An 11985-nucleotide genomic window follows, 5' to 3' on the forward strand; every position below is an offset into this window, starting at 1 on the left:
ATTGGTGAAAGACCACATATCCATGCAGAAGGCCATGCGGAACTCAATGCAGCGCCGTTGTGAAGTAAGCCTGCGCTTCGGCGGGCAACTGGCGCCCGGTCTGGTGCGCGCGCTCAAGAACCTGCCAGAAATAGCGGTAACTGGCCCGGTCGTGCAAAACGCCGCCGACGCTGATCGGAGCCCAGTCGGCTTTTTCAGCGGCCGCGATGATGCCGGTAGCGGCGTCAACCTCGGCCTCGCCCGGCGCAAAAGCCTCGAGGATCGGGCGAATCTGAGCTGGGTGAATGCTCCACATGCGGCTGTAGCCCAGTTGCTGTGCCGCATGACGGGCGGCAGCGGTCATCGCACCGACATCGCTGAATTCGGTCACCACGCAGTGCGATGGCACCTTGCCGTGCGCATGGCAGGCTGCGGCGATTTCAAGCTTGGCACGCAACACCAGCGGATGGGCGAACTGCCCCTTGCTGGTCATCGCGTCCGCCGGGATCGCGCCACCGTGGGCAGACACGAAGTCCATCAAACCAAAACTGAGCGACTGCACCCGGGGGTGCGCCGCGATGTCAAACGCGTTGTGAACAGCCAGTGGCGACTCGATCAGCACATGCACGGGCAATTCTTCGGCCCCCACGGCATCGAGCGCAGCGACGGCACGGACCACGTCGTCCAGCGACTCCACCTTGGGCACCATGAGGTGACACAGCCGGTCTGCCACCTTGCCAGCGATGCTGGCGACGTCAGACTCGAAAGCCGCGTGGTCGACCGGATGCACGCGCACCGCCACACGGGCCTTCTTGCTGGCCAGGGCCACCAGCGCCACCACCATCGCCGCATGCTCGGCCTCGCCGCCCACGGGCGCGCCGTCTTCGCAGTCGAGCGTCACGTCGAACACGCAGGCGCCGAACTCGTCGATCATGTCGGCCTGCAGCTGCAGGCTCTTGCGCATCCGCGCTTCCACGCCGCTGTAATGGTCGCAGACCGGCAACTGGCTGGTCTGCGCCTGGGCGCCGAGAAATACCTCGCGTGGATGCAGCGGGTGGGTCATTTACAGCAGGTGGGCGACGCCAGCTTGCTCGTCCTGCAGTTCCTTGAGCGTCTTGTTGATGCAGGTCTGGCTGAATTCATCGATGGACAGGCCCTCGACCACCTTGTACTCGCCATTGGCGCAGGTGACGGGGAAGCCGAACATGGTGTCCTTCGGAATGCCGTACTGGCCGTCCGACGGGATGCCCATGGTGACCCACTTGCCGTTGGTGCCCAGGGCCCAGTCGCGCATGTGGTCGATGGCGGCGTTGGCAGCGGATGCCGCCGAAGACAGGCCACGCGCTTCAATGATCGCCGCGCCGCGCTTGCCCACGGTGGGCAGGAAGGTATTGGCGTTCCAGTCCTGGTCGTTGATCATGTCCTTGACCGAGGCGCCGCCGATGGTGGCGAAACGGTAATCGGCGTACATGGTGGGCGAGTGGTTGCCCCAGACACACAGTTTCTCGATGTCGGCCACGGCCTTGCCGGTCTTGGCGGCGACCTGGCTCAGGGCGCGGTTGTGGTCCAGGCGCAGCATGGCGGTAAAGTTGCCACGCTTGAGATCAGGAGCGCTCTTCATGGCGATGTAGGCATTGGTGTTGGCGGGGTTGCCCACCACCAGCACCTTGACATCGCGGCTGGCCACGGCGTTCAGGGCCTTGCCCTGGCCAATGAAGATCTGGCCGTTGATCGACAGCAGCTCGGCACGCTCCATGCCCGCCTTGCGCGGCATCGAACCCACCAGCAGCGCGTAATCGGTGTCCTTGAAGGCGGTCATCGGGTCGCTGTGGGCTTCCATGCCGGCCAGCAGCGGAAACGCGCAGTCTTCCAGCTCCATCATCACGCCCTTGAGCGCTTTTTGCGGGCCCTCCACCGGGACTTCGAGCAGCTGCAGGATGACGGGCTGGTCCTTGCCGAGCATTTCGCCCGAAGCAATGCGAAACAGCAGGGCGTAACCGATTTGACCTGCGGCACCGGTGACGGCAACGCGGACGGGCTTTTTGCTCATGGGAATCTCCGAGAAGGTAGTGATGTGAAACTGGAGACAGAGCCACCGGCAACGAGGGCACAGGCGGTCCGCAACAAGCCTTCGAGTGTACCCGCGAAAACCCTGAGACGTCAATTTGTCTTATGTCTTATATAAGATATGATTCACCCCTGCTTCAGGCCTTTTCGGTCCACCGCGCAGACCTCCCGCAGCGCTGCCGACCGGGCCTGTTTCAACCCGCAATACCTTCATGGCCATCACTTCTTCCAACGCGGACCCCGCCCTCCTGGCGCCTGATGCCGCTGCTTCCACCAATGCAGGGCCGGCATTCAGCCCGCTTTACCAGCAGATCAAGACGCTGATCTTGCAAAGCCTGCAATCTGGAGAATGGAAGCCCGGCGAGGCGATCCCCAGCGAGATGGACCTGGCTGCGCGCTTTCGGGTCAGCCAGGGCACGGTTCGCAAGGCCATCGACGAGCTGGCCGCAGAAAACCTGGTGGTCCGTCGTCAGGGCAAAGGCACCTTCGTCGCGACGCACGCCGAGCAGCATGTGCAATACCGCTTCCTCAAGCTGATGCCCGATACCGGCGACACCAGCAGCGAGGGGCCAGCCGACCGACACATCATTGATTGCAAACGCCTGCGCGCACCCGCCGACATCGCCCGGGCGCTGTCGATGCGCAGCGGCGATGGCGTACTGCAGCTGCGTCGCGTGCTCGCGTTCCAGGGCACGCCCACCATCCTGGAAGACGTGTGGCTGCCCGGTGGGCCATTCAAGGGGCTGACCGCCGAGCGGCTGTCCACCTACCGCGGCCCGATGTATGCGCTGTTTGAAACCGAATTTGGCGTGCGCATGGTGCGCGCGGAAGAAAAAATCCGGGCCATTGCGGCAGACGCGGCATCAGCTGCGTTGCTGGATGTGCCCGTCGGCGAACCGCTGCTCAGCGTGGAGCGCATCGCCTACACCTACAACGACCTCCCGATGGAGCTGCGCCGCGGACTCTATCGCACAGACACCCACCACTACAAAAATGAACTGAGTTGAGACACTGAGTGGAGATGCGCCGTTAGATGGATGCACCCTTAGATGCCCACAGGCCATCTGGTTTTCCGTGTATTTTTTCTCGCCTTTTTCAGGTCTTTTTTCGTGTGTTTTTCACTGCATTTTTTCACGCATTCATCCACGATCACACATGACTTCCAATAAGCGAAATACCTGATTCCTCATCGCGGTTTAGCAGTCAACGCGTCAAAGCACCATTGCTGCATTGCAATAGAATTAAAATCGCTGGTTGGCAATTGCATCCCCGATTGCCTTTCAGTCCATCCAAGAAAGTCCACACAATGACAGAGCTGGCATCCAAACAGCGTCCCAAACGGCCTGAGTTCCGCAACATCAACGCGCTCACCGACTTACCCTCCTACCGACTTCCCCTCGCAGGCATCGTCTCCATCCTGCATCGCATCAGCGGCGCCATCATGTTCCTGCTGATGCCCTTCATCCTCTGGATGTTCGACACCTCAATCTCCTCTGAAATCTCTTTCGAGAAATTCAAGGGTGCATTCAATGCCGGCATGCTGGGCCTGCCGGGCTTCATCTGGAAGCTGGTCGCGCTGGCACTGATCTGGGCCTACCTGCACCACTTCATCGCCGGTCTGCGCCACCTCTGGATGGACACCAACCATTCGGCGGCCAGCAAGGAGTTCGGCAAAAGCTCGGCAGCCGCCACCTTGGCACTGAGCATCGGCCTCACGCTGATCCTTGGCGCCAAACTGTTCGGTCTGTACTGATCACCGACCACTGATTCAAGGGAATACACATGTCTGTCAACTATGGCTCCAAGCGCATCGTCGTGGGTGCACATTACGGCATGCGCGACTGGCTCGCGCAGCGCGTCACTGCGGTCCTGATGGCCCTTTTCACCCTGCTGCTGCTGGCACAGGTGATCCTCAGCAAAGGCCCGATCGGCTACGACAAGTGGGCCGGCATCTTTTCTGCCCAGTGGATGAAGGTCCTGACCTTCGCCGTCATCATTGCCCTGCTCTATCACGTCTGGGTCGGCATGCGCGACATCTGGATGGACTACATCAAGCCGGTCTGGCTGCGCCTGTCGCTGCAGGTGTTCACCATCGTCTGGCTGGTCGGCTGCGCTGGCTGGGGCATTCAGGTGCTGTGGCGCCTGTAACCGCACCCGAGACTGCGGCGCCTTCCCGCGCATCCACTTCAGCCCATCCCGGCCGTATCTGAATCCAGAGACCCCAACAACATGACCGCTACATCCAATCTTCCCAAGCGCAAATTTGACGTCGTCATTGTCGGCGCCGGTGGCTCCGGCATGCGCGCCTCGCTGCAGCTGGCCCGTGCCGGCCTGAACGTGGCCGTGCTGTCCAAAGTATTCCCGACCCGCTCGCACACCGTGGCGGCCCAGGGCGGCATTGGCGCCTCGCTCGGCAACATGAGCGAAGACAACTGGCACTACCACTTCTACGACACCGTCAAGGGCTCCGACTGGCTCGGCGACCAGGACGCCATCGAGTACATGTGCCGCGAAGCACCGAAGGTGGTGTACGACCTGGAACACATGGGCATGCCGTTTGACCGCAACCCGGACGGCACGATTTACCAGCGCCCCTTCGGTGGCCACACCGCCAACTACGGCGAAAAGCCTGTGCAGCGCGCCTGCGCCGCCGCCGACCGTACCGGTCACGCCATGCTGCACACGCTGTACCAGCAGAACGTGAAGGAAAAAACCAGTTTCTTTGTCGAGTGGATGGCCCTGGACCTGATCCGCGATGCCGCAGGCGACGTGGTTGGCGTGACCGCCCTCGAAATGGAAACCGGTGACCTGCATATCTTCGAAGCCAAGACCACCCTGCTCGCCACCGGCGGTGCCGGCCGCATCTTTGCCGCCTCGACCAACGCCTTCATCAACACCGGTGACGGCCTGGGCATGGCAGCGCGCGCCGGCATTCCGCTCGAAGACATGGAGTTCTGGCAGTTCCACCCCACTGGCGTGGCCGGTGCTGGCGTGCTGCTCACCGAAGGCTGCCGCGGCGAAGGCGCCATCCTGCGCAACAGCAATGGCGAGCGCTTCATGGAGCGCTATGCGCCCGCCTACAAAGACCTCGCACCGCGCGACTTCGTGTCACGCTGCATGGACCAGGAAATCAAGGAAGGCCGCGGCTGCGGTCCGAACAAGGACTACATCAACCTCGACATGACCCACCTGGGCGTCGAGACCATCATGAAGCGCCTGCCTTCGGTGTTCGAGATCGGTCACAACTTCGCCAACGTGGACATCACCAAGGAGCCGATTCCGGTGGTGCCCACCATCCACTACCAAATGGGCGGCATTCCAACCAACATTCACGGACAGGTCGTCACGCAGGATGCGAACAACCAGAGCCAGGTGGTCAATGGGCTGTATGCGGTGGGCGAATGCTCCTGCGTCAGCGTGCACGGCGCCAACCGCCTCGGCACCAACTCGCTGCTAGACCTGCTGGTGTTCGGCCGCGCGGCTGGCAACCACATTGTTGAATTCAACAAGACCACCAAGCACAAGGAACTGCCTGCCGACGCTGCCGACAAGACGCTGGCACGCATCGCCCGTCTCGATAGCGCCACCGACGGCGAGTACGCGCAAGACGTTGCCAACGACCTGCGTGCAGCGATGCAGCAGCATGCGGGTGTGTTCCGCACGCAAGCCAACATGGACGAAGGCGTCGCCAAGATCAAGGCCCTGCGTGGCCGCGTCAACAGCATTGGCCTGAAAGACAAGTCGAAGATCTTCAACACCGCCCGCATCGAGGCGCTGGAAGTGGAGAACCTGATCGAAGCCGCAGAGGCCACCATGGTCTCTGCCGCAGCCCGCAAGGAAAGCCGCGGCGCGCACTCGGTCGATGACTACGGCGACACGCCAGAGCATCCGAACGGCCGCAACGACACCGACTGGCACAAGCATACGCTGTGGTACAGCGAAGGCAGCCGCCTGGCCTACAAGCCAGTGCAGATGAAGCCGCTGACCGTGGAATCCGTGCCACTGAAGACGCGTACGTTCTGACGCATACGCTCCAAACGGCACCCCAAACGCGACAAGCAGTTACCCGAAGCGAGAACATCATGACCAAACGCACCTTCCAGATTTACCGCTACGACCCCGACACCGACGCCAAGCCCTACATGCAGACCATCGAGGTCGAACTCGACGGCCATGAGCGCATGCTGCTGGACGCGCTGATGAAGCTCAAGGCCCAGGACCCGAGCATCAGCTTCCGTCGCTCCTGCCGCGAAGGCGTGTGCGGCTCCGACGCGATGAACATCAACGGCAAGAACGGTCTGGCGTGCCTCACCAACATGCGCAGCCTGCCCGGCACCATCGTGCTCAAGCCACTGCCCGGCCTGCCGGTGGTGCGCGACCTGATCGTCGACATGACGCAGTTCTTCAAGCAGTACAACTCCATCAAGCCTTACCTGATCAACGACAACGTGCCGCCCGAGAGAGAGCGCCTGCAGAGCCCCGAAGAGCGCGACGAGCTCAATGGTCTCTATGAGTGCATCCTGTGCGCAAGCTGCTCGACCAGCTGCCCGAGTTTCTGGTGGAACCCGGACAAGTTCGTCGGCCCGGCCGGTTTGCTGCAGGCCTACCGCTTCATCGCCGACAGCCGCGATGAAGCCACCGCCGAGCGTCTGGACAACCTGGAAGACCCATACCGGCTGTTCCGCTGCCACACCATCATGAACTGCGTCGATGTCTGCCCCAAGGGTCTGAACCCGACCAAGGCCATCGGCAAGATCAAGGAAATGATGGTGCTGCGCTCGGTCTGAGCACACCTCCTGTTCCGACACCGGCTATCTGCATGGACCACGATGACGTGCTGCTCGACGAGCGTGCCATGAGCAAGCTCAAGTGGCGCTGCCGTCGCGGTTTGCTAGAGAACGACTTGCTCATTGAGCGCTTCTTTCAGCGCCACGAAGCCACACTCACCGTCAGGCAGGCTAAAGGCTTGAATGATTTAATGGACTTGTCTGACAACGACCTGCTGGACCTGTTGCTAAAACGCAAGGAGCCGGCCGGACTTGCAGAGCCCGCGGCCCAGACTGTTGCCTCTACTTCCGAGGCCCTGGAAGTCTTAAAGTTGTTGCGACCCGCAGCGCCCGCACCGGGTGCGGCAGTCCTGTCGTGATGAATTGAGTTTGACACCGATACGAAAGAAAGAAGACCCCATGAAGCTCGCCGACAAAAAAGCCACCCTGTCCTTCAGCGATGGCAGCCCCAACGTGGACCTGCCCGTGTACCACGGCAACGTCGGCCCGGACGTCGTGGACATCCGCAAGCTGTATGCGCAGACCGGCATGTTCACCTACGACCCGGGCTTCCTGTCCACCGCATCATGCCAGTCGGCCATCACCTACATCGATGGCGACAAGGGCGAACTGCTGTACCGCGGCTACCCCATCGAGCAGCTGGCCACCAACTGCGACTACCTTGAGACCTGCCACCTGCTGCTGTACGGCGAACTGCCCAACGCGGACCAGAAAAAGGATTTCGTCAGCCGCGTGACCAACCACACCATGGTCAACGAGCAGATGCAGTTTTTCCTGCGCGGCTTCCGCCGTGATGCCCACCCGATGGCCATCATGACCGGCCTGGTCGGCGCCCTGTCGGCCTTCTATCACGACAGCACCGACATCAACAACCCGGAGCACCGCGAAATTGCGGCCATCCGCCTGATCGCCAAGATGCCGACGCTGGTCTCCATGGCGTACAAGTACAACGTGGGCCAGCCCTACATGTACCCCAAGAACCACCTCAGCTACTCTGGCAACTTCCTGCACATGATGTTTGCCACACCTTGCGAGGAGTACAAGGTCAATCCGGTGCTGGAGCGCGCACTGGACCGCATCTTCATCCTGCACGCCGACCACGAGCAGAATGCGTCCACCTCCACGGTGCGCCTGTGCGGCTCGTCGGGCACCAACCCGTTCGCGGCCATTGCAGCCGGCGTGGCCTGCCTCTGGGGCCCGGCCCACGGCGGTGCGAATGAAGCCGCACTGAACATGCTCGGCGACATCCAGAAGCAGGGTGGCATTGAGAAAATCGGTGAGTTCATCAAGCAGGTCAAGGACAAGAACTCCAGCGTCAAGCTGATGGGTTTTGGTCACCGCGTCTACAAGAACTACGACCCGCGCGCCAAGCTGATGCAGGAAACCTGCCGCGAGGTGCTGACCGAGATGGGCCTGGAAAACGACCCCCTCTTCAAGCTGGCAATGGCATTGGAAAAGATCGCCCTGGAAGACGACTACTTCGTCTCGCGCAAGCTCTACCCCAACGTGGACTTCTACTCGGGCATCGTGCAGCGCGCGATTGGCATTCCGGTGTCGCTGTTCACCGCCATCTTTGCACTGGCCCGCACCGTCGGCTGGATTGCGCAGCTCAACGAGATGATTGGCGATCCCGAGTACAAGATCGGCCGTCCACGCCAGCTGTTCACCGGCTCCGTCGCCCGCGACGTCAAGCCCATGGCCCAGCGCTGATCCTCCCCGAGGCGCCAGCCTCACCGAAAGCCCGCCAGACACACATCGGCGGGCTTTTTTTCGTCTGACCACGCCCCCTTGACCAGCGGATTGACGATGTTCGGGCAGGTCAGCCATCGCATTTGGCGATGGCCAAGCCACTGACAGCATGGGAAAATCGCGATTCGTCGTGAAAAGCGATGTCCCCAAGCCATGTCCATCAAAAGCTCCGAACGCAACTTTGCCCGCCGCATTGACCTGACCTCGCTTCAGCTCTTTGTGGCGGTGTGCGAGCTCGGCAGCATTGGCCGGGCGGCAGAGCGGGAGTTCATCGCCGCGTCGGCCGTCAGCAAACGCCTGTCTGACCTCGAGGCCACGCTCGACACCCCGCTGCTGTACCGCCATGCACGCGGCGTGGACCTGACCCCGGCCGGCGAAAGCCTGCTGCACCACGCCCGCTCGGTGCTCTTCAGTCTGGAGAAGATGCAGGGTGAACTCAGCGAATATGCCGACGGCGTGCGCGGCCACGTGCGGGTACACGCCAGCATCTCGGCCATCGTGCAGTTTCTGCCAGAAGACCTCGGCGCCTTCATCCGCGAACACGGCGAGATCAAGATTGACCTCGAAGAACATCTCAGCACCGAGGTGGTCCGGGCGGTGCAGGAAGGCGCGGCCGACCTCGGCGTCTGCAACACCGCCCACGGTATCGGGGAGCTGCAGGTGCTGCCTTACCGGCACGACCAGCTCGTACTGATTGTTCCCAAGGGCCACCGGCTTGCCGGTCAGGGCCCGGTGGCTTTTGCCGACACCTTGGATGACGACCATGTGGGCCTGCATGCCAACAGCTCCATCCATCTGGCGATGCGTGAGGCCGCCGCCAGCATGGGCCGCACCATCCGGCTGCGCATTCACGTGACCGGGCTGGACGCCATGTGCCGCATGATCGACAACGGCCTCGGCGTAGGCGTGATGCCACGCCGCGCCTTCGAGCTGATGCACGGCGTGGGCGCCCTCGAAGCCGTTGCGCTGCTCGACGCCTGGGCGGAGCGCCAGATACAGCTGGTCGCCCGCGATTTCTCCACCCTGCCACTCACGGCGCGGCTGCTGGTCGACCACCTGACCCGCCTGCCTGAGCCCGCTGGCAACCCCGCAAAAACCACACCGGCAGGTGTTCTGTCGCCCGCCTAAAATCGAAGACCACGAAGGAAAACCATGGGACGCACCCTCTACGACAAGATCTGGGACGAACACGTTGTCCACACCGAGGAGGACGGCACGTCCATCCTCTACATCGACCGCCACCTGGTCCATGAAGTCACCAGCCCGCAGGCTTTTGAAGGCCTGCGCGAGGCCGGCCGCAAGGTCTGGCGCATCAGTTCCATCGTGGCGACGGCCGACCACAACACGCCCACCACCGGCTGGGAGCTGGGCTACGACGGCATCACCGACCTGGTGAGCAAGGAACAGATCACCACGCTCGACGCCAACATCAAGGAATTTGGCGCAGCGGCCTTCTTCCCCTTCCTCTCCAAGCGTCAGGGCATCGTGCATGTGATTGGCCCCGAAAGCGGCGCCACCCTGCCAGGCATGACGGTGGTTTGTGGTGACTCGCACACCTCCACCCACGGCGCTTTCGGTGCGCTGGCGCACGGCATCGGCACCAGCGAGGTCGAGCATGTGATGGCCACGCAAACCCTGCTGGCCAAAAAAGCGAAGAACATGCTCGTCAAGGTCGAAGGCCAGCTGGCCCCCGGCCTCACCGGCAAGGACATCGTGCTGGCCATCATCGGCAAGATCGGTACCGCTGGCGGCACCGGCTACACGATCGAGTTTGCCGGCTCGGCCATTCGCGCACTCAGCATGGAAGGCCGCATGACGGTCTGCAACATGGCCATCGAAGCCGGCGCCCGTGCCGGCCTGGTGGCGGTGGACCAGAAGACCATCGACTACGTCAAGGGACGTCTGCTGTCCCCCACCGGCGTCGAATGGGACGTGGCTGTGTCTTACTGGAACACCCTGCACTCGGACCCGGATGCGAAATTCGACGCCGTGGTGGAGCTTGACGCCAGCCAGATCAAGCCGCAGGTGACGTGGGGCACGTCTCCCGAGATGGTGCTTTCGATTGAAGACCGCGTGCCCGATCCCGACAAAGAAAAAGACGCCAACAAGCGCGGCGCCATCGAGCGGGCGCTCACCTATATGGGCCTGCAACCGGGCAAGGCGCTGAACGATCTGTACATCGACAAGGTGTTCATCGGCTCCTGCACCAACAGCCGCATCGAAGACATGCGCGAAGCCGCTGCCGTTGTGAAGAAGCTTGGTCAGAAAGTGGCGAAGAACGTCAAACTGGCGCTGGTCGTGCCCGGCTCGGGTCTGGTGAAGGAACAGGCGGAGCGCGAAGGCCTCGACAAGATTTTTGTCGCTGCCGGCTTCGAATGGCGCGAGCCCGGCTGCTCGATGTGCCTGGCCATGAATGCAGACCGCCTGGAACCCGGCGAGCGCTGCGCCTCCACCAGCAACCGCAACTTCGAAGGCCGTCAGGGCGCTGGTGGTCGTACCCATCTCGTCAGCCCCGCCATGGCCGCGGCCGCAGCGGTGCATGGACACTTTGTTGATATTCGGAAATTTGTCTGACCCCACCACTACCCAAGGAGAAGCTCCATGAAGAAGATCACCACTCTGCTCGTCGTCTGCCTCGGCCTGGTTCTCGCGGGCTGCAACACCTTCCGGGGTGTGGGTCAGGATGTGCAAAAGGCCGGTTCGGCCATTGAGAATGCCGCGAAAAAATAATGAAAAAATTCACCGTGCACAAGGGCCTCGTGGCCCCGATGGACCGCGAGAACGTCGACACCGACGCCATCATCCCCAAGCAGTTCCTCAAATCCATCCGCAAGACTGGCTTTGGCCCGAACCTGTTTGATGAGTGGCGTTACCTCGACGCCGGCTTTCCCGGCCAGGACCCGACCACACGCAAGCCCAACCCAGACTTTGTGCTGAACCAGCCGCGCTATGCGGGCGCCTCCATCCTGCTGGCGCGCAAGAACTTCGGCTGCGGCTCGTCGCGCGAACATGCCCCGTGGGCGCTCGACCAGTACGGCTTTCGCTGCATCATCGCGCCGAGCTACGCCGACATCTTCTTCAACAACAGTTTCAAGAACGGCCTGCTGCCCATCGTGCTGAGCGAGACGCAAGTCGGCCAGCTGTTTGACGAGGCGCTGGCCTTCCCAGGCTATCAGCTGACTGTTGATCTGGAGCGCCAGGTCATCGTCAAGCCGCAGGGCGAAGAGCTGCCTTTCGAGGTGCAGGCCTTCCGCAAGTACTGCCTGATCAACGGCCTGGACGACATCGGCCTGACGCTGCGCAACAGCGACAAGATCAGGGCCTTCGAAGCACAGCGTCTGGCCACCAAGCCCTGGCTGGCGCATACCACGGTCGTCGGCTGAACCAGCCCGGCCATTTCATC

The 11985-nt window shown here is 62.1% G+C and carries 13 protein-coding genes; 11 read left to right on the top strand and 2 right to left on the bottom strand.

The window, feature by feature from the left end:
• Positions 1 to 43: 43 nt before the first annotated feature.
• Positions 44 to 1042 (bottom strand): aldolase/citrate lyase family protein, encoded by a 999-nt coding sequence (locus AAG793_RS07755; RefSeq protein ID WP_341906401.1) that lies wholly within the window; start codon positions 1040 to 1042, stop codon positions 44 to 46.
• A complete protein-coding gene (locus tag AAG793_RS07760; RefSeq protein ID WP_341906404.1) occupies positions 1043 to 2029 on the bottom strand; it encodes a malate dehydrogenase in 987 nt (328 codons plus the stop codon). It abuts the gene before it with no gap.
• 229 nt (positions 2030 to 2258) lie between these two features.
• On the opposite strand from AAG793_RS07760, the gene AAG793_RS07765 reads away from it, so the two are divergent.
• The 11 genes from AAG793_RS07765 to leuD all read left to right on the top strand — a co-directional run bounded on the left by AAG793_RS07765 (position 2259) and on the right by leuD (position 11965).
• On the top strand, positions 2259 to 3053 hold the full coding sequence (locus tag AAG793_RS07765) for a GntR family transcriptional regulator (protein ID WP_341906406.1): 795 nt from the start codon (positions 2259 to 2261) through the stop codon (positions 3051 to 3053).
• A 299-nt stretch (positions 3054 to 3352) separates the two neighbouring features.
• Positions 3353 to 3799: a succinate dehydrogenase, cytochrome b556 subunit gene (gene sdhC / locus AAG793_RS07770; protein WP_341906408.1), complete on the top strand. Its 447-nt coding sequence runs from the start codon at positions 3353 to 3355 to the stop codon at positions 3797 to 3799.
• Between the two features lie 29 nt (positions 3800 to 3828).
• Entirely contained in the window at positions 3829 to 4194 is a 366-nt protein-coding gene (gene sdhD, locus AAG793_RS07775) for a succinate dehydrogenase, hydrophobic membrane anchor protein (RefSeq protein WP_341906410.1), read from the top strand.
• Between the two features lie 81 nt (positions 4195 to 4275).
• On the top strand, positions 4276 to 6069 hold the full coding sequence (gene sdhA, locus AAG793_RS07780; RefSeq protein WP_341906412.1) for a succinate dehydrogenase flavoprotein subunit: 1794 nt from the start codon (positions 4276 to 4278) through the stop codon (positions 6067 to 6069).
• A gap of 59 nt (positions 6070 to 6128) precedes the next feature.
• A complete protein-coding gene (locus tag AAG793_RS07785) occupies positions 6129 to 6833 on the top strand; it encodes a succinate dehydrogenase iron-sulfur subunit (protein WP_341906414.1) in 705 nt (234 codons plus the stop codon).
• Positions 6834 to 6865: 32 nt separating this feature from the next.
• Complete coding sequence (locus AAG793_RS07790; RefSeq protein WP_341906416.1) at positions 6866 to 7192, top strand: succinate dehydrogenase assembly factor 2; 327 nt, start codon at positions 6866 to 6868, stop codon at positions 7190 to 7192.
• 40 nt (positions 7193 to 7232) lie between these two features.
• Positions 7233 to 8543 carry a citrate synthase gene (gene gltA / locus AAG793_RS07795; RefSeq protein ID WP_341906418.1) on the top strand — a complete coding sequence of 437 codons (1311 nt, stop codon included), beginning with the start codon at positions 7233 to 7235 and terminating at the stop codon, positions 8541 to 8543.
• Between the two features lie 198 nt (positions 8544 to 8741).
• A complete protein-coding gene (locus AAG793_RS07800; protein ID WP_341907659.1) occupies positions 8742 to 9710 on the top strand; it encodes a LysR family transcriptional regulator in 969 nt (322 codons plus the stop codon).
• A gap of 24 nt (positions 9711 to 9734) precedes the next feature.
• The gene (gene leuC / locus AAG793_RS07805; RefSeq protein WP_341906420.1) at positions 9735 to 11156 is read left to right on the top strand and encodes a 3-isopropylmalate dehydratase large subunit; all 1422 of its coding nucleotides are present in this window, start codon (positions 9735 to 9737) and stop codon (positions 11154 to 11156) included.
• A 27-nt stretch (positions 11157 to 11183) separates the two neighbouring features.
• Positions 11184 to 11312, top strand: coding sequence for an entericidin A/B family lipoprotein (locus AAG793_RS07810; protein ID WP_341906422.1), 129 nt, complete (start codon positions 11184 to 11186; stop codon positions 11310 to 11312).
• Positions 11312 to 11965 (top strand): 3-isopropylmalate dehydratase small subunit, encoded by a 654-nt coding sequence (leuD, locus tag AAG793_RS07815; RefSeq protein WP_341906423.1) that lies wholly within the window; start codon positions 11312 to 11314, stop codon positions 11963 to 11965. Before AAG793_RS07810 ends, leuD begins: the two co-directional genes overlap by 1 nt.
• Positions 11966 to 11985: the final 20 nt, after the last annotated feature.

The sequence above is a fragment of the Polaromonas sp. YR568 genome (genome assembly GCF_943372955.1).
Lineage (GTDB): Bacteria > Pseudomonadota > Gammaproteobacteria > Burkholderiales > Burkholderiaceae_C > Polaromonas.

Excerpts from the sequence above, each read along its gene's own strand:
- AAG793_RS07755 (WP_341906401.1), bottom strand. The coding sequence starts at position 1,042 with ATGACCCACCCGCTGCATCCACGCGAGGTATTTCTCGGCGCCCAGGCG.
- AAG793_RS07760 (WP_341906404.1), bottom strand. The coding sequence starts at position 2,029 with ATGAGCAAAAAGCCCGTCCGCGTTGCCGTCACCGGTGCCGCAGGTCAA.
- AAG793_RS07765 (WP_341906406.1), top strand. The coding sequence starts at position 2,259 with ATGGCCATCACTTCTTCCAACGCGGACCCCGCCCTCCTGGCGCCTGAT.
- sdhC (WP_341906408.1), top strand. The coding sequence starts at position 3,353 with ATGACAGAGCTGGCATCCAAACAGCGTCCCAAACGGCCTGAGTTCCGC.
- sdhD (WP_341906410.1), top strand. The coding sequence starts at position 3,829 with ATGTCTGTCAACTATGGCTCCAAGCGCATCGTCGTGGGTGCACATTAC.
- sdhA (WP_341906412.1), top strand. The coding sequence starts at position 4,276 with ATGACCGCTACATCCAATCTTCCCAAGCGCAAATTTGACGTCGTCATT.
- AAG793_RS07785 (WP_341906414.1), top strand. The coding sequence starts at position 6,129 with ATGACCAAACGCACCTTCCAGATTTACCGCTACGACCCCGACACCGAC.
- AAG793_RS07790 (WP_341906416.1), top strand. The coding sequence starts at position 6,866 with ATGGACCACGATGACGTGCTGCTCGACGAGCGTGCCATGAGCAAGCTC.
- gltA (WP_341906418.1), top strand. The coding sequence starts at position 7,233 with ATGAAGCTCGCCGACAAAAAAGCCACCCTGTCCTTCAGCGATGGCAGC.
- leuC (WP_341906420.1), top strand. The coding sequence starts at position 9,735 with ATGGGACGCACCCTCTACGACAAGATCTGGGACGAACACGTTGTCCAC.
- AAG793_RS07810 (WP_341906422.1), top strand. The coding sequence starts at position 11,184 with ATGAAGAAGATCACCACTCTGCTCGTCGTCTGCCTCGGCCTGGTTCTC.
- leuD (WP_341906423.1), top strand. The coding sequence starts at position 11,312 with ATGAAAAAATTCACCGTGCACAAGGGCCTCGTGGCCCCGATGGACCGC.